The organism is Pseudomonas nabeulensis, assembly GCF_004682045.1.
GTDB lineage: Bacteria > Pseudomonadota > Gammaproteobacteria > Pseudomonadales > Pseudomonadaceae > Aquipseudomonas > Aquipseudomonas nabeulensis.
In genome coordinates this window covers 1-17,517 of record NZ_QUZT01000096.1, presented here as the reverse complement: position 1 = coordinate 17,517, position 17,517 = coordinate 1, and the positions used below count along the sequence as shown (strand labels likewise).

Genomic DNA, 17,517 nt, shown 5'->3' with positions numbered 1-17,517 from the left:
TCGCTGTCGCCATCCAGGAGGCGATCAACATGACGAATATTGATGGCTCCACTGACGAGCCTTCGCTTTCAGCCGACATCCGGGACCCAGTTAAATAACCGCCGTCATTTCCCACCCAACCGAGCCCCATGGACAACTCCAACCTCGCAATAACCCTCGTTTTGATTTCAGCCTTCGCGCACGCCACCTGGAACGCCGTTGTCCGCGCCGGCAGCAGCCGTTTCATGACCTTGGCCATGGTCGACGGCACAGCGCTGCTGATCTGCCTGGCAGCCCTGCCGTTGGTGAATGTGCCAAGCCCACAGGTGTGGGGTTACGTAATGATTTCCGTGGTGCTCAACACCCTCTATCGCTTGTTCCTGATCAAAGCCTACGAAACGGGTGACTTCGGTCAGGTCTACCCGGTGATGCGGGGTGTGCCGCCGGTTTTGGTCGCGCTGTTTTCCTGTTTTCTGTTGCATGAGCAGCTGTCATTCCAGGCGATGGCGGGTGTGTTGCTCATTGGTGCTGGCATTATCAGCCTGACGTTTGTGCGCAGGATGACCGCGCAGATGTGCAAGCCTATCCTGATGGCGGTGTGCGCGGGGGCGTTTGTTGCGTGCTACACGGTGGTGGATGCCAAAGGTGTCAGGGCCAGTGAGACGGTGCTGCAATTCATCATCTATTTGACGGTATGCCAGAGCATTCCAATCCCGCTGCTGGCGTATTTACAGGAACGCTCCACGTTTACTCATGCGGTTCGCAACCATTGGCGAGTGGGCGTAATGGGCGGTGTTTTCTATCTGGTGTCCTACGGGCTTGTGCTGTTTGCGCTGTCGCTGGATGCGGTGGCCAAGGTCTCAGCCTTGCGGGAAACCAGTGTTATTATCGGCGCCATTATTGCCGCGCTGTTCTTCCATGAACGCTTCGGCTGGCGGCGGATGCTTTCGGCGTTCGTCATTGTTTGCGGGATCATCCTGATCAAAGTGAGCACCTGATGGCCCAACGTCCGCCACCCACACCGATGCTGCAAGCCTTTGTCAGTGCGGCGAAAACAGGGAGTTTCGCCCGCGCTGCGTCCGAGTTGAATCTCTCCGCCAGTGCTGTCAGCCATCAAATCGCCGGTCTGGAGGAATGGTGGGGGGTGCAGTTGTTTGAGCGGCACTCGCGGGGTGTCAAGCTCACGGCGGCAGGGCAGACGTTGTTGCCGGTGGCGGATGATTTTTTCAAGGCGCTGAAGGCCGCGCTGAATTCGCTGAAACCGAGTCAATCCCAGCCCCTTTATCTGTCATGCACCACGTCCCTTTGTTCATCCTGGTTGATTCCCAGGATGCACGGTTCTCACGCCGAGGCCTCATTCAATCTTGACGTGGTGTTGACCAGCGTTGACATGAACAGCAGCAATCTGGGTGACCATCAGTTCGATGTCGCGATTGTGATGGGTGATGGCGATTACCCCAATCATCATGCCGAGCTGCTGATGCGTGATGCTGTGTTCCCGGTGTGTTCGCCGGAATTTCTACGGGCTAATGGTGAGATCGGTTTAACGGATATTGCGCGATACCCGCTGATTCATCGTGTGGACGATCAAGTCTGCCCCGGCTGGGAAAGCTGGTTTGCATTCCACGGGCTGGAGGGTCCGCCGTACCATCATGGGCCGCGCTTTCCGGATTCCAGCCTGGCGATCAGCCTGGCAGTGAAAAATGGCGGAATTGCGCTGGGCAGGACCGCGTTGGTGCATGACGCGTTGAAGAACGGTTCTTTGGTGATGCTGAGCGCGCCTGAGATGATGCTGCCAGTTGCGTACTACATGATTTGCCGAAACGGACGACAGTCAGAACCTGACATCGCCCGGTTGTTTGACTGGCTCAAAGCTCAAGCGCAGGCGTTTGGGCGCGAGGTAAAGTCCGGTTACGACAGCTGATGTATCGGTGGTTTCAACGTGGTTTATCAGATCAACCGCCCATATTCTCCGACGTCACAATCTGCGGCGGTATATACACCCGATGCCGCACCGGATCGAACACCTCACCCCCCTGCAACGCCACCAACAACTCAATCAACGCCACCGCCGTCTGACGCGGCTGTGAATCCATCACCACATCCACCAATCCCCGCCGCAACGCGTCCCGTGACAGCTCGGTGGACTCCTGCAGGATGCAGCACAACGCCGGCCGCTTGGGCAGTTGTGCCAACGCATTGATGATGCCGTCGCCACCGCCCCCCACCACACATAAACCGCGCAGGTCGGTGTGGCGGGTGATCAGGTCGAGGGTGGCTTCTTCGGTGATGTCGCTGTTGTCCAGGTTGATCAGCGGCTCCAGTGGCTTGAGCCCTGGCGCGTGCTCGGCGAGGTAGCTGTGCAGGCCTGCGACGCGGGCCTGGTGGCCGAGGAAGCGATGGCCGCCGAGCAGGATGCCGACGCTGCCTTTGCGGGCGCCGCAGGTGCGGGCGAGCAGCCAACCCATGGTGCGCCCGACCACGTGGTTGTCCTGGCCGACATAGGGCTCAAAGGCCTGTTCATGAATATCCGACAGTAACGCCACCACCGGCACGCCGGCTTCGCGGATTTGCGCCAAGGTGGCGTTGATCAGCGGGTGGGCAAAGCTGACCACGGCGAGGGCATCGCATTGCACCGCGAGTTGCTCGATTTGCGCGGCGATGACACTCGGTGTGCGATCCACGATGTAGTCGAATTGGCACGTCAGGTTAGCCCCTGCGTGGTGCTCGGCGGCCGCTGCAATCGCCTGTGCCAGGCTGGCATAAAACGCCTGGGCCGTGGCCAGCAACAGGATGCCGAAACGGTAGGTTGGCCGACGTTCGCGAATACGCTGGCCGATCAGCCGCGCGGCAAAATAACCCACGGCTTCGGCGGCCTGGAACACCTGCTCGGCGGTCTGCGGATTGACCGGCGCACGGGCGTTCAACACCCGGTCGACGGTGGCCACGCTGAGTCCCGCCTGGGCGGCAACGGTGGCGATGGTTGGGCGTTTATTGTTGTTCATGACGAGCCCTTTATTGCGTCTTGATAGAAAACTATCAAGCCCCGCTGGGCCTGGATGATAGCTTGATAGGGAATGGATTCAAGCCCTTGAGGGCGATAAACCGGCTCTCTATATTCTCTCCAGCAAAGCACGCCAAACCCATCGCTTGCGGAGAACAATAACAATGCCTGAACACACCGCCCACACCGCCCGGCGCGACTACAGCCTCACCGGCCCCGAAGCCGCCCGCGCTGCCGAAAAAGGTCTCGTCTCAGCGAGCTGGTACCAATCGCCGATTTCCCGCAAACGCATGAAAGAACTGATGCAGCGCCGCGACGGCCCGGCGTTGCGCGACACCGCCCTCTGGATCGCCGCACTGTTCGCCAGCGGTTTCGGCGGCTACTGGTTCTGGGGCACCTGGGCCTGCGTGCCGTTCTTTATGGCCTACGGCGTGCTGTACGGCACCGCCTCCAACCCGCGCTGGCACGAGACCGGCCACGGCACTGCGTTCAAGACCCGCTGGATGAACGACGCGCTGTACCAGGTCGCCAGTTTCATGTGCATTTTCGAACCCCATGTATGGCGCTGGAGCCATGCGCGGCACCACACCGACACCATCGTGGTGGGCCGCGACCCGGAGATCGTTGAACCGCGCCCGCCGAGCTTCTTGATGATGTTCCTGAGCCTGTTCAATTTGCCCCTGGCCTGGAAAACCTTCAGCGGTGTGGCGCGGCATGCCATGGGCAAGATGAGTGCCCAGGAAGCGGATTTCATCCCTGAGTCCGAGTGGCCCAAGGTGTTTCGTGCCGCGCGGATCTGGGTCGGCATCTATGCAGTGGTCATCGGCACCGCGTTGTACCTGCACAGCTGGTTGCCGCTGATGCTGGTGGGTTTGCCAAGCATCTACGGCGCCTGGCTCGGCTATCTGTTCGGCCTCACCCAGCATGTGGGCCTGGCCGAAGACGTGCTCGACCACCGCAGCAACTGCCGCACCATCTACATGAACCGCGTGTTGCGCTTTATCTACATGGACATGAACTACCACCTCGAACACCACATGTACCCGATGGTGCCGTACCACGCCCTGGCCCAGTTGCACGAAGAAATCCGCAGCGATTGCCCGCCGCCATACGCCAATCTGTTCGAGGCCTACAAGGAAATTTTGCCGACGATCTGGCGCCAGCGCAGCGACCCCACCTATTTCGTCCAGCGCCCGATTCCTGGTGTGGGCGAACCTGTTGTGGCGAGGGAGCTTGCTCCCGCTGGGCTGCGCAGCAGCCCCAACGAAAGCACCGCGTTTTTTCAGACAAATCCCGATAGCTGATGTTGTGGCTGCTTCGCAGCCCAGCGGGAGCAAGCTCCCTCGCCACAACAAGCTGCCTCATTTCAAGGAACTGCCATGAACGATCAATGGATCGACGTCTGCGCCGTGGGCGAAATAGACGAAGAAGACGTACTGCGCTTCGACCACGGGCCACACACCTACGCGGTCTACCGCTCCGCCGAGAATGAGTTCTTCGCCACCGCCGGCCTGTGCACCCACGAGAAAATCCACCTCGCCGACGGCCTGGTGATGGACCACGTGATCGAGTGCCCCAAGCACAACGGGCGCTTCGATTACCGCACCGGCAAAGCCATGGGCGCGCCGGTGTGCGTCAACCTCAAGACCTACCCGGTGCGGGTCGAAGCGGGGCGGGTGCTGCTCGCCGTCACGGCCTGACCATGAACGCACCCTTGATCATCGTCGGCGCCGGCCATGCCGGTGGCCGTGCGGCACTCACCCTGCGTGAGGAAGGCTACAGCGGGCGCCTGATCCTGATCGGCGACGAACCCCACTTGCCCTACGAACGCCCGCCACTGTCCAAAGGCCTGTTGCAGGGCACGACCGACCTGGCCGGCTACAGCCTCTGTGACAGCGACCGGCTGGCCGAGCTGGGCATCGAACATATCGCCGGCAACCCCGTCACCCGATTGCACCCCGAGCAGCACCGTTTGCAACTCGCCGATGGCCAGTGGTTGCCTTACGCCGGTTTGCTGTTGGCCACCGGCGGCCGGGCGCGGCGCTTGCCCCAGGAGCAGGCCAACGTGCTGTATTTGCGCACCCATGATGAAGCGCTGGCGTTGCGCAGCGCATTAAAACCCGGTGTGCGGCTGGTGGTGGTGGGCGGCGGCTTTATCGGCCTGGAAGTGGCGGCCACCGCCCGTGGCCTGGGGTGTGAGGTGACGGTGCTGGAGGCGGGCCCAAGGCTGGCGGGCCGAGTGTTGCCGCCGGCTATCTCCCAGGCGCTGCTGGATTTGCATCGCCAGCAAGGCGTGGATGTACGGCTGAATGTCGCGCTGGAATCCATCCAGGCCGACGCCGTGTTGCTGATGGATGGGCAACGCGTGTCCTGCGACCTGGTGGTGGTCGGCATCGGCATGCAGCCCAATATCGAGCTGGCCACGGCGGCGGGGCTGGAGGTGGGGCAGGGCATTCGCGTGGACGCGCACCTGCGCACCAGTGCCCCCGATATCTATGCTGCCGGGGATGTGTGTGAGTTTCGCCAGAATGGCGTTTATCAGCGCCAAGAAACCTGGCGCAACGCCGAAGCCCAGGGCCGGCATGCGGCGTTGAATCTGCTGGGGCGCGAGATGGCCTACGACGCGCTCCCCGGTTTCTGGTCCGACCAGTACGACTGGGGCTTGCAGACCGTGGGCGTGATGACCTCGGCAGTGGCCAGCCGTGCGTTACCCGGCGGTGGCCTGCTGCTGTTCTACCTCGACACGGCGCTGCGTTTGCAAGGCGCCTGCGGCTGGGCGCCGGGCAACAGCGTGGCCAAGGACATCAAGCTCTGCGAACGCTTGATCAGTGCGGGCATCCCGCTCAACACCGCCAGCCTGGCCGACCCCGAGCTGTCCCTTAAACACGTGTTGCGAGGCTGATATGCGCCAATTCCTGGTGTTCCAATCCCTATGGGCCATGCAAACCGAACCCGGCCCGCTGGAGGCCCAACTCGACCGCATCAAAGCCGCCGGCTTCGACGGCATTACCGATCACTACTGGAAACCCGCCGACGTCGCCCGCTTGCACAGCGCCGCCGCGGCCAGGGGCTTGCAGATCGAAGGCCAGTTGTTCCCGCAATCGGTGGATGACTTGGCCGCCGCGCTGGACGTGATCAGCCGCTATGGCTGCCACCACCTCACCTTGCAGGCCGACGTGCGCCCGCGCACCCAAGCCGAAGCCGCACGCTTGGTGGAAGGCTGGCAGCGCCTGGCCGAGCAGGTGGACTTTCCGGTGCTGCTGGAAACCCATCGCTACCGTCTCACCAACGACCTGCTGTTCACCCTCGACCTGCTGGCGCAAATGCCCGATTTAAAGCTGCTGGCTGACCTGTCCCATTACGTGGTTGGGCGCGAATTGCCCGAGCCGGGCGCAGTTGAGGATGATGAGCAGATCCGCACCATTCTGCGCCATAGCTGGGGCTTCCACGGTCGCGTGGCCAGCAGTGAACAGGTGCAGGTCTCATTGGACTTTCCCCAGCATCAGGCCTGGGTGCAGCGCTTCACCGATTGGTGGCGCTACGGGATCGAGGATTGGCTGGCTCGGCCGAATACACCGAACAGCCTGTCCTTCACGTGCGAGCTGGGCCCGCCGCCTTATGCGATCACCGGCATCGATGGCCGCGAGATCAGCGATCGCTGGGCTGAGGCATTGAAGATGCAGGCATTGATCCGCGAGGTGTGGCGCAGTTGTCAGAAATGATCTGCTAATCTGCGCGGGTTCATTCTCGCCCTTAGCCTGGACTTTCACCATGACACCATCCTCTGTTGAGCCGCCTCTCGAACCGCAGTCCGTGTGCCACCCGATCACCAGCAGTGCGATTTTCATGGTCGCCACCGTTGCCCCCGGCAGCGAAGACCGCGTACGCGGCTGGTGCGCCGATATCGCCGGGCTGGTGCGCTCGGTGGGCAAACGCGTGCCGGCGGGCAACCTGACCTGCGTCTGCGGGTTTGGCTCGGATGCCTGGGATCGATTGTTCGGCGCCCCACGCCCGGCGGCGTTGCACCCGTTCCGTGAGTTCGGCGTGGAAGGGCGCAAGGCCGTGTCGACGCCGGGGGATATCCTGCTGCATATCCGCGCCGAACAGATGGACCTGTGTTTCGAATTGGCCACCCAACTGATGGCGGCGTTGGGCGACAGCGTAAAAGTGGTGGATGAGGTCCAGGGTTTCCGCTACTTCGATATGCGCAGCATCATCGGTTTTGTCGACGGCACCGAGAACCCGGTGGGGCGCAAGGCCGAGGGTTTCACCATTGTCGGTGATGAAGACCGCGAATTCCGGGGTGGCAGTTATGTGCTGGTGCAGAAGTACCTGCACAACATGACGGCCTGGAATGGCCTGACGGTGGAGGCTCAGGAGAAGGTGATCGGGCGCACCAAGTTGTCGGACATCGAGTTGGACGATGAGGCCAAACCGAGCAATTCCCACAGTGCGCTGACCGTGATTACCGATGAGAATGGCGAAGAGGTGAAAATCCTGCGGGACAATATGCCGTTTGGTCGGCCGGGTGCAGGGGAGTTCGGCACCTACTTCATTGGCTATGCACGCTCGCCGCAGCCGTTGGAATTGATGCTGGAGAACATGTTCGTCGGGCGACCGGTGGGTAACTATGACCGGTTGTTGGATTTCAGTAAGGCGGTGACCGGGGGGCTGTTCTTCGTACCCTCGGCCGACTTGCTCGAAGAACTGGCCGAGCGCACAGCAGGCTGATAGTCAGTACCGTTTAAATGTGGAGCGGGCAAGCCCGCTCACAGGCCCGGTGCCAACCCTACCACCGAAATCAAACTACACCGCCACAACCCGCCCCCCAGCCCCAGCCACCGCAGGACACATAATCTGCTGGCGATACCGCGGCAACGCCAACATCAGAAACACACTGGCCAGCCCCAACAACGACACCGACGACGCCAACGCATACCGCAGCGACTCACTGCCCAGATTCGGCACAAAGAAGTCACTGAGCATCCCCACCACCAAAGGCCCGATCCCCACCCCCAACAACGTCATGGCCATCACGAAAATCGCCGTCGCCTGAGCCAGCCGTGTCGCCGGAAACAAATGGGTGATCGCACTCAGGCATGGCGTTGCCCACCACACCCCCAGAAACGCAAAACCGCTGTAGAACAGGAACGCCTGTGGCACCGCCATGTCGCCGATATGAAACGCAGTGCCCTGGGGCCACAGGAAATACGCCAGGGCAAACGGAATGCTGAGCAGCGTACCCAGCAGCGGCACGCCGATCTGCCAGCCGGCATCGCGTCGCGCCAAGCGGTCGGTGAGCATGCCGCAGGCCAGGGTGCCGACGGTCGCGCCGGTGCCACCCACCACACCCACCAGGAACCCGGCCTGCTGCATATTGAGGCCATGGGAGCGGATCAGGAAACTCGGGCTCCAGGTGCCAATCGCATAACCGGCAATCGCCGCCGCGCCGCCGGTGAGTACCAGCCACAGGAACGAAGGGGTGCGGAACAGTTCGGCGAGGGTCTTGAGCCAGCCTTCCTGCGTGTCGGCACGGTCCAGTGGCGCCGAGCGTACCGGCGTGCGCACGGTCAGTAGCAACAGCAAGCCGAGAAAGATCCCCGGCGCGCCGATCAACAAGAACGCATAACGCCAACCATGGTGCTGGGCAATCCAGCCGCCCAACCCCAGGCCCACGATGGCGCCCAGGCTGGAACCGAGCATCAGCACCGCCAGTGCCGTGGAACGCCGGTTGGCCGGGTACAAGTCCGAGACCATCGCCACCGAAGGCGCGGTACCACCGGCTTCACCCACCGCCACGCCAATCCGCGCCAATACCAGGGTGAGAAAATTGCCGGCCACGCCGCACAGCATGGTCATCAGGCTCCAGGCAATGCAGCTGAACGCGATCACCGGCTTTCGCCCGATGCGGTCCGACAGGCGCCCCAGCGGAAAGCCGAACACGGTGTAGAACACCGCGAACGTCACCCCCGACAGCAGGCCGATGCCCGTATCGGAGATACCGAATTCCAGCTTCACCGGCTCGATCAGGATCGCCATCAACTGCCGGTCGATGTAGTTGAAGACATAGATGCTGGCCAGCACAAACAACGCGTAGTGCGTGCGCCAGGTCACGGGGTTGGATTGGTTCACAACGGGTGCTCCCGGTTTTGTTTTAGTTGAGCGGATATTCGTCGCGCCGTGGCGGTTTTTCATCGTCCGTTCAGACCATCTCCAACGGCGGCGGCCACGGGCGCAAACCTAGTCTTGTCGGACGATGTTTCGCCGGCGGTCACGGTCAATCATTCGGCCCATTCTGAAAACAATAAGAAGCCGAGGATCTGAAATGAGCGTCTTGTTCGAGCCGGTCGCCCTGGGCGAGTTGCAACTGGCCAACCGCATGGTCATGGCGCCCATGACCCGCAGCCGTGCGCTGGCGGATGCGGTGCCGGGCAGTGACATGGTCGAGTATTACCGCCAGCGTGCCGGTGCCGGGCTGATCATCGCCGAGGGCACCGCGCCGTCCGCCAGCGGCCTGGGCTATTGCCGTACCCCGGGTATCTACAGCCAGGCACAAATGGCGGCGTGGCGGCAGGTCACTGACGCGGTGCATGCCGAAGGCGGTTGCATCGTGCTGCAACTGATGCATGTGGGGCGCGCCGCCAGCCATCACAATAAACCGGCCGGTGCGGCCACGGTGGCGCCGTCGGCACTGCGGGCGCGCACCCAGGTGTTCAGCGATGTCGCCGGGCTGGTGGACACCGACGAGCCCGAGGCGCTGAGCGAGCAGGGCATCCACGCGGTCATCGACGACTATCGCCAGGCCGCCCTGAATGCACGCCTGGCGGGATTCGATGGCGTCGAACTGCATTGCACCAGCGGTTATCTGCCCATGCAGTTCATGGCCTCGGGCAGCAACCAGCGCAGCGATGGCTACGGCGGCAACGCGGCGGGCCGGGTGCGTTTCGCCAAGGAAGTGATCGAGGCCATGGCTTCGGCCATCGGGGCCGGTCGAGTCGGCTACAGACTGTGCCCCGGCAACCCCTACAACGACATTCACGATGACGACCCGGCGCACACCACGGCGGCGCTGCTGGACGCGCTGGCGCCGCTGGACCTGGCCTACCTGCACATCATGCGCTCGCCCATGGCCACGCTGGATGCCTTCGCCCTGGCGCGGCGGCACAGCCCCCATGCATTGATGCTCAACGACGGTTTCGACGGCCCCTCGGCCAGCGCCGCTCTCGCGTCGGGCGAGGGGGCTGCTGTGTCGTTCGGCCGTCACTTTATTGCCAACCCCGACCTGGTGCAGCGCTTCAAGCATGGCCTGCCCTTGAGCGGCTTCGACCGCAAGACCCTCTACACGCCAGGCGCCGTCGGCTACTCGGATTACCCCACCCATGCAGCCCTGACCCGGAAGGTGGCGCCATGAACCTGAACCCATCCACCGCGCCAGTGCCCCGTGAACAGACCCAGGCCCTGCTCGATCAACGTTCCCGCGCCGCGGGCCTGATCAAACCGAGTGACCTCTACACCCTGGCCGATCGCTTGGAGCATCAGGCGCAAGTGCAGGGCGAACGCCCGTTCCTGATCTACGGCGATCAAGTCCTCAGCTATGCCGAGGTCAACACCCGGGCCGACCACATGGCCCACGCCTTCCAAGCCCAAGGCCTGCGCGCCGGTGATGTGTGTGCCTTGGCCATGGAAAACCGCCCGGCGTTTTTCTGCTGCTGGTTCGGGCTGGTCAAGCTCGGGGTGGTGGTGGCATTCATCAATACTCAGGTCAGTGGCCGTGCGCTGCTGCATGCGTTGCACACCACCGAGGCCAAGGCGCTGGTGGTCGGCGAGGAATGCCTGGCCAATGTGCAGGCCACCGAACACTTTCCGCCGCTGCCGTGCTGGTTGATACGCGACCCGGAAAACCCCTGGCCGCACGCGCTGCCTGATGCGCTGGACGGCTCGTTCGATACGACCTACGAACAGGCACCGAATACGCCGTTCCCGCGTGCCGGGCGTGCCGCCATCGAGGCCCAGGCGACTACCTTGTTGATCTTCACCTCCGGCACCACCGGCCTGCCCAAGGCGGCGCGCTACAGCCATATGCGCTGGATGTCCTCGGGGGATGTGATGGAGGTGACGCTGAACGCCAGCCGCGATGACGTGTTCTATTGCTGCTTGCCGCTGTACCACGGTGCGGCAGCCACCTCGGTGACCTCCACCGCGCTGCGAGCGGGGGCGGCCATCGTAGTGCGGCGCAAATTCAGCGTGCGTGAGTTCTGGCTCGACGTGGCACGCCACCGCATCAGCATCTTCCAGTACATCGGCGAAATCTGCCGCTACCTGCTTAACCAGCCGGTGCAACCCGGCCAGCGTGAACACAGCTTGCGCTGCATGCTCGGCGCCGGGTTGTCGCGGGATTCCTGGCAACGCTGGCTGGAGCGCTTCGGCCCGATCCAGGTGTTCGAAGGCTGGGGCGCCACCGAGGCGAATGCGGCGATCATCAACGTCGACAACCATTTCGGCTCCTGCGGACGCGTGCCCGACTGGAACAAGACCAATGTGCGGCTGGTGCGCTACGACCTTGAAAACGACTGCCACCCACGGGACGCCAATGGGTTTTATCAGGTCTGCGCGGTCGGCGAAGTGGGCGAGGCCATGGGCTTTATCGTCGACCATCCGCAGATCGGCGCCGGGCGTTTCGAGGGCTACACCTCGGCCGAGGCCACCGAGGGCAAGATCCGCCGCAACGTGCTGCGCGAAGGCGATGCCTACTGGAGTTCCGGCGACCTGCTGCGTGAGGACGCCGATGGCTACTGCTATTTCGTCGACCGCATCGGCGACACCTATCGCTGGAAAAGCGAGAACGTCTCGACCCAGGAAGTCGCCGAGGCGCTGAGCGATTTGCCGGGCCTTGAGCTGCTGAATATCTACGGCGTACAGGTGCCAGGTCATGAAGGCCGCGCCGGCATGGCGGCGGTGTTGATGCAGGCGGGGCAGGCGTTCGACCCGCACGCGCTGTATGCCCTGACCGAAACACGCCTGCCGCGATACGCAGCGCCGGTATTCGTGCGCGTCACTCCGGCAGCCGACCTCACCGCCAGCTACAAGCTGCGTAAGGTCGACCTGCAGCGTCAGGGCTACAGCCCGACCCTGTGCCTCGATCCGTTGTTTATCCGCGACGACCAGACCCGCACCTACGTGCCGTACGCGGAGCCGCTGCTGGCGCGGCTGGGCCTGGCGCCGTTCACGGTGGCCGACCATGGCTGACCTCGACGCGAACGGCCATGAGCTGCGCAACGGCCTGCGCTACCCCTGGCCGCAGGCCCCCGAGTCGGGCCAAGTGCGCGAAGTGGCGGCGGGCGTGTGGTGGCTGCGTATGCCGCTGCCGTTCCGCCTGGACCATATCAACCTCTACCTGCTGCGGCACACCGACGGTTGGGTGGTGGTGGACACCGGCATGAACACCGAGCAGTCCCGCGAGGTCTGGGACCGGGTGCTCAGCGAGGTGTGTGCCGGTTTGCCAGTGTTGGCGGTGGTGTGCACCCACTTTCATTCCGACCATGCCGGGCTCGCAGCCTGGCTGTCCGAGCGTTATCACTGCCCGGTGTACATGACCGCCAGCGAGTTCCAGGCCCTGCATGTGCGGTTCCCGCGAGACGAGCCGCCGGGTTGGGACTTTCTCGATTTCTACCGCAAGGCCGGCGTCGCCGACGATCACAGCGGCGAGATGTTCAAGGTGATGAGCAACGCTCATTTCCTGCCGGCGCCGTTGCATCACTATCGCCGCCTGCACGAAGGCAGCCGTCTGAACATTGGCGGGCGCACCTGGCAAGTGGTGATCGGGCGCGGCCACTCGCCGGAGCATGCGTGCCTGTACGCGGCGGACGACAACTTGCTGATCTCCGGCGACCAGGTGCTGCCACGCATCACCTCCACCGTCGGCGTGCACGCCACCGAACCGCTGGCCAACCCCCTCAAGGACTGGCTCGACTCCATCGAGCACTTGCGCAGCCTGCCCGACAGCGTGTTGGTGCTGCCGGCGCACGAGCGACCGTTCTTCAACTTGCATCAGCGCCTGGACCAACTGGACGCCCATCACCGTGCGCACCTAGCGCAGGTGTTGGCCCACTGCGACGCGTCGCGCACGGCGCTGGAACTGATGAGCGTGCTGTTTCCCAAGCTGGCGGGTCGTTTCGACGAACTGATGGCGCTGGGCGAAACCTTGGCTCACGCCAATTACCTGGTGGCCGAAGGGGCACTGGTGAGGGAGGAGGACCGGGGCGTGTACCGCTACCGGCGTGCTGTCGAGGGCGAGTGCGCGGCGGCATCAAACACGCTGTTTTAAGCAGCCACGTTGAACATTTCAGGCGGCCAGGCGGCTGCCCTTCAGGAGAGTCAGTGTGATCAACAAAAACAACAATAACTCCACGATCATGGCTTCGAGCGCATTCCAGGCCACCGGCCTGGCGACAGCCATCGCGTTGGCCTCTGCATCGGCCTGGGCGGGCGATACGTTCGAGTTCGACAATGGCGCCACGCTGGATTGGTCGGTGACCACCAGCTACGGCGTCGGCGTGCGCACCGGCAAGCCCAGCGACCGCTTGATGCCGATCAACGCCGACGACGCCAACCGCAACTTCGACCGTGGCAGCCTGACCACCAACCGCGTCGGGGCGCTGGGGGAGCTGATCCTGCGCAAGGACAACTACGGCGCCGTGGTGCGCGGCAGTACCTTCTACGACGATGTCTACCACCGCAAGAACGATAACGACTCGCCGGGCACCGTTAACAAAAGCGGCAGCAACGACGCGTTCACCAGCGACACACGTCACTTCAGCGGCGGGCGCACGCGGCTGCTGGATGCCTACGTGTTCGGCGGCTGGCGCTTCGACAATGACACCATGCTCGACGTCAAGGCTGGACGGCATATCGAGTCCTGGGGCGAAAGCCTGTACTACCCCGGCGTCAACGGCGTGCAGAACCCGTCCGATGCGGTCAAGGCGTCCCAGCCGGGGGTGGAGGTCAAAGAAGTGCTGCTGCCGGTGGGCCAGTTCTCCGGGTCGTTCCGTCTGAACCCCAGCCTGACGTTCGGCGCCTATGTGCAGTACGAGTGGAAGGGCACCGAACTGCCGCCGGTGGGCAGCTACCTGTCGAGCAGCGATGCGGTGGGGCCGGGTCGCGAGTTCTTGTATGTGAATGGCCAGAAGGTCAATTACAACGGCACCGATGACCCGCGCAACAGCGGCCAGTGGGGCGTGCAGATGCGCTATCGCCCGGTGCCGGCCCTTGAGCTGTCGCTGTTCCACGTCAACTACCACGACAAGAACCCGGCCACCGCGTTGGTCGGCTACAGCCCGGTGGCGCTGGGCGGCGGCTTGTACGCGTTTGCCTCGAACGGCTACCGCATCAAGTATTTCGAAGACATCAAGCTGACCGGTATCAGCGCATCGACCAAGATCGGCGACACCCAGCTCGGTGCCGAATGGTCGTACCGCGATGGCGCGCCGGTGATGGTCAACACCGGCCTGGGGCCTGCGCCAGCGCGGGGCAAGGGCCAGCAGATGCAGATGTCGGCAATGCGCATCCTGGGCGATCGCCCGTGGGCCAGCCAGACCACCCTGACCGCAGAAATCATTCGTGTGCAGGTTGACAGCGTCGAGTCCGCTTCGGCGGCGCCCAACCTGCAAGGTATTAATCTCGCGCCGCCTTTGGTCGGCCTGGTAGCCCCTTCCAATGACTACACCTACAACACCAGTTCAGGGTTTCGTACCAAGTCTTCCAGCGCCTACACCCTGGGAGCGTCGTTCAGTTATCCGGGGGTTTTCCAAGGCTGGGATCTGGAAGTGCCGCTGCGATTCTCCAACGTGTTCAGCGGCTCGACGCCCATGGCCGGGAGCATCTCCGGTGTGCAGGGCGACCGACGCCTGAGCGTGGGCACCACGTTCAAGTACCTGGGCAACCTGGAAGTCGGCCTGACTTACGTGGGTTACCTGGGGGAACCCGACCCGATCAAGCGTCCGTTCGCCGACCGCGACTACGCCACCTTCTCAATGAAATACACCTTCTGATCAACACCACCTGGAAACCGCCGCAGCGTCAGGCTGCGGCATGGAGGCACTATGGGGCTCAAAGGGCATGCGGCCATTGTTGGCAGCGCGCAATACAAACCGGAAAAATATTCCACCGCACCGAAGATGTTCCACCTTGAGCAAGTCGCCGACCTGGCCGCCCAGGCCCTGCGCGATGCCGGGCTCAAGGCCTCGGACCTCGACGGCCTGGTAATCAACGGCCCGCACTTTCATGAAGCCTCGGTGTTCGTACCGGCCATGGCCGCCGAGTACCTGGGCCTGCGCCTGAATTTCGCCGAAGTGGTGGACCTGGGCGGGTGCACTTCGGTGGGCATGGTCTGGCGCGCGGCCGCCGCCATCGAGCTGGGCCTGTGCCAAGCGGTGTTGTGTGTGATCCCCGCACGCATGGCACCGCTGGGCCCGGACGAAGATCCCGGCTGGATGGCACGTTCCATGCGCTTTGGCGGCCACAGCACGGCGTTCGGCGCCCCCGAGGCCGAGTTTGACCTGCCGTACGGGCACATGGGCCAGAACACCGGCTACGCGATGATTGCCCAGCGCTACGCCGCGCAATACGCCTATGACCAACGGGCGATGGCCAAGATCGCCGTGGACCAGCGCACCAACGCCCTGGCCAACCCGCAAGCGATGTTCTACGGGCAGCCGTTGACCATCGAACAGGTGCTGGCGAGCAAAATGGTCGCCGACCCGCTGCATGTGCTGGAGATTGTCATGCCGGTGGCCGGTGGCGCCGCGTTGATCATCACCAGCAAGGAAGTCGCAGCGCGCACGCGCAAGCGCCCGGCGTTCATCACCGGGTTTGGCGAGCACCTGGCGTTCAAGTCGCCGTCCTATGCCGACGACATGCTCAACACGCCCATCGGCCCGGCGTCGCAACGCGCGTTTGCCATGGCCGGGCTCAAGCCCGCCGATGTCGACGCGGCGCAGATCTACGACTGCTACACCATCACCACCTTGCTGACCCTGGAAGATGCCGGTTTCTGCGGCAAGGGCGAGGGCATGGCCTTTGTGCGCGAGCACGACCTGACCTGGCGCGGTGACTTCCCGATGAACACCCATGGCGGCCAACTCAGCTTCGGCCAGTCCGCCTCGGCCGGTGGCATGAGCCAGGTGATCGAAGCGGTGACGCAGATCGCCGGCACCGCCGGTGAACGCCAGTTGCAGCGCTGCGACAACGTCTACGTGTCCGGCACCGGCGGCGTGATGAGTGAGCAGGGCGCATTGATACTTCAGGGAGCATAAGCATATGTCCAACAACAAACCGATGCCGGTGGCCACGCAGATCTCCGCACCGTTCTGGGAAGGCCTGAAGGCGCGCCGCCTGCTGATCCAGCAATGCAACGCTTGCACGCACTGGAATTTCTACCCGCGCCGCCACTGCACCCAATGCCTGGCCCACGACCTGGCCTGGCGCGAAGTCGACGGGGCCGCCACCTTGTACAGCTACACCGTGACGCGCATTGCCACCTTGCCGGATTTCATGGACGAAATGCCGCAGAAACTGGCGGTGGTCGAGCTGGCCGAAGGGGTGCGCATCAACACCAACCTGGTGGGGCTGGACGAAGCGGAGATCCGGATTGGCATGCCGCTCAAGCCGGTGTTCGCCGAAGTGGATGCCAAGGGCAACCGGCTGTTGCGTTTTACCGGTGTGGACAAGGACGCGGCGGCGTTCGAGGCATTGCCTGTGCTGGATGCTGAACAGGCCCCCCAGCAGGCAGCGCCGGCGCGCCAGATCGACCTTAACGACGAGGCGGCCTTGCAGGCGTTGGTCAGCGACCAATACAGCGACTGGAGCAACGTGGTGGTGGTCGACCAGGCGCTGATCGACGCCTTCGCGCAGTTGACGGGTGACGACTACTGGATCCACACCGATCCGGAGCGGGCGCGCCTGCAAAGTCCGTTCGGCGGCACCATTGCCCATGGCGCCCTGGTGCAGGTGTTGCAATCGCGCATGAAGCTGGCGCTGGGCTTCGAGGTCAGTGGTTTCAGCACCCAGATCAACTACGGCTCCGACCGCCTGCGCTTCCCGGCGCCGGTGCCGGCGGGTTCGCGCATCCATTCGCGGGCGCGGGTCAAGCACGTGGATATTTCCAAGCGGGGCACCCAGTTGACCCTGGAACTCACCACCCATGTGGTGGGCCAGGAACGGCCGTCGGTGATCAATGACCTGGTGATTCTCTACATCGCCTGACTGAGCGGTGGATGACCCGGCGGCATAAGCCATTTGGACGATGTGGCTGACGGGTCATACGCCGACTATCCCTTCATGCCTTGGCGCCTGACAAGAATAAGAGGACTGGCCCGATGACTTGCCTTATGCACACATGCCCTTGTAGTGAGCGGGCTTGCCCCGCGCTGGGTGGCGAAGCCGCCCCAAACCCCGGCACCTCGGTCTTTCTGGCGCACCGCAGTGGTTTTGTTGGGGCCGCTTCGCAGCCCAGCGCGGGACTAGCCCGCTCACTACAA

15 protein-coding genes are annotated in these 17,517 nt (G+C 63.4%); 13 read left to right on the top strand and 2 right to left on the bottom strand.

Annotated elements, in window-relative coordinates; genetic code table 11:
* Positions 1-128: 128 nt before the first annotated feature.
* Both DYL61_RS29320 and DYL61_RS29315 read left to right on the top strand, forming a co-directional pair.
* Entirely contained in the window at positions 129-977 is an 849-nt protein-coding gene (locus DYL61_RS29320; protein WP_135311266.1) for a DMT family transporter, read from the top strand.
* Positions 977-1,903 carry a LysR substrate-binding domain-containing protein gene (locus DYL61_RS29315; RefSeq protein WP_135311265.1) on the top strand — a complete coding sequence of 309 codons (927 nt, stop codon included), beginning with the start codon at positions 977-979 and terminating at the stop codon, positions 1,901-1,903. The genes DYL61_RS29320 and DYL61_RS29315 overlap by 1 nt, the downstream gene beginning before the upstream one ends.
* 31 nt (positions 1,904-1,934) lie before the next feature.
* On the opposite strand, the gene DYL61_RS29310 is transcribed toward DYL61_RS29315, so the two are convergent.
* A complete protein-coding gene (locus DYL61_RS29310; protein WP_135311264.1) occupies positions 1,935-2,984 on the bottom strand; it encodes a LacI family DNA-binding transcriptional regulator in 1,050 nt (349 codons plus the stop codon).
* A 163-nt stretch (positions 2,985-3,147) separates the two neighbouring features.
* Between DYL61_RS29310 and DYL61_RS29305 the strand changes: the two genes are divergently transcribed.
* From DYL61_RS29305 to DYL61_RS29280, 5 genes are all read left to right on the top strand, one after another.
* Complete coding sequence (locus tag DYL61_RS29305; protein WP_238704622.1) at positions 3,148-4,287, top strand: fatty acid desaturase family protein; 1,140 nt, start codon at positions 3,148-3,150, stop codon at positions 4,285-4,287.
* Between the two features lie 75 nt (positions 4,288-4,362).
* Complete coding sequence (locus tag DYL61_RS29295; RefSeq protein WP_046036525.1) at positions 4,363-4,683, top strand: MocE family 2Fe-2S type ferredoxin; 321 nt, start codon at positions 4,363-4,365, stop codon at positions 4,681-4,683.
* A 2-nt stretch (positions 4,684-4,685) separates the two neighbouring features.
* Positions 4,686-5,885: an NAD(P)/FAD-dependent oxidoreductase gene (locus tag DYL61_RS29290; protein WP_135311263.1), complete on the top strand. Its 1,200-nt coding sequence runs from the start codon at positions 4,686-4,688 to the stop codon at positions 5,883-5,885.
* 1 nt (position 5,886) lies between these two features.
* Positions 5,887-6,705 (top strand): sugar phosphate isomerase/epimerase family protein, encoded by an 819-nt coding sequence (locus DYL61_RS29285; RefSeq protein WP_135311262.1) that lies wholly within the window; start codon positions 5,887-5,889, stop codon positions 6,703-6,705.
* Positions 6,706-6,754: 49 nt separating this feature from the next.
* Positions 6,755-7,714 carry a Dyp-type peroxidase gene (locus tag DYL61_RS29280; RefSeq protein ID WP_135311261.1) on the top strand — a complete coding sequence of 320 codons (960 nt, stop codon included), beginning with the start codon at positions 6,755-6,757 and terminating at the stop codon, positions 7,712-7,714.
* Between the two features lie 75 nt (positions 7,715-7,789).
* On the opposite strand, the gene DYL61_RS29275 is transcribed toward DYL61_RS29280, so the two are convergent.
* A complete protein-coding gene (locus tag DYL61_RS29275) occupies positions 7,790-9,115 on the bottom strand; it encodes a spinster family MFS transporter (protein WP_135311260.1) in 1,326 nt (441 codons plus the stop codon).
* Between the two features lie 193 nt (positions 9,116-9,308).
* Here DYL61_RS29275 and DYL61_RS29270 point away from each other — a divergent pair, with 193 nt between their 5' ends.
* The 6 genes from DYL61_RS29270 to DYL61_RS29245 are packed head-to-tail and all read left to right on the top strand — an operon-like array spanning position 9,309 to position 17,242.
* Positions 9,309-10,394 (top strand): alkene reductase, encoded by a 1,086-nt coding sequence (locus DYL61_RS29270; protein WP_135311259.1) that lies wholly within the window; start codon positions 9,309-9,311, stop codon positions 10,392-10,394.
* Positions 10,391-12,229, top strand: coding sequence for a long-chain-acyl-CoA synthetase (locus DYL61_RS29265; protein WP_135311258.1), 1,839 nt, complete (start codon positions 10,391-10,393; stop codon positions 12,227-12,229). The genes DYL61_RS29270 and DYL61_RS29265 overlap by 4 nt, the downstream gene beginning before the upstream one ends.
* The gene (locus tag DYL61_RS29260; RefSeq protein ID WP_135311257.1) at positions 12,222-13,307 is read left to right on the top strand and encodes an MBL fold metallo-hydrolase; all 1,086 of its coding nucleotides are present in this window, start codon (positions 12,222-12,224) and stop codon (positions 13,305-13,307) included. Before DYL61_RS29265 ends, DYL61_RS29260 begins: the two co-directional genes overlap by 8 nt.
* A 55-nt stretch (positions 13,308-13,362) precedes the next feature.
* Positions 13,363-15,030: a DUF1302 domain-containing protein gene (locus DYL61_RS29255; protein WP_135311256.1), complete on the top strand. Its 1,668-nt coding sequence runs from the start codon at positions 13,363-13,365 to the stop codon at positions 15,028-15,030.
* A gap of 51 nt (positions 15,031-15,081) precedes the next feature.
* Positions 15,082-16,293, top strand: coding sequence for a thiolase family protein (locus DYL61_RS29250; RefSeq protein ID WP_135311255.1), 1,212 nt, complete (start codon positions 15,082-15,084; stop codon positions 16,291-16,293).
* A gap of 4 nt (positions 16,294-16,297) precedes the next feature.
* Positions 16,298-17,242, top strand: a complete 945-nt coding sequence (locus tag DYL61_RS29245) for a bifunctional OB-fold nucleic acid binding domain-containing protein/MaoC family dehydratase (RefSeq protein ID WP_135311254.1) — start codon at positions 16,298-16,300, stop codon at positions 17,240-17,242.
* Positions 17,243-17,517 lie beyond the last annotated feature (275 nt).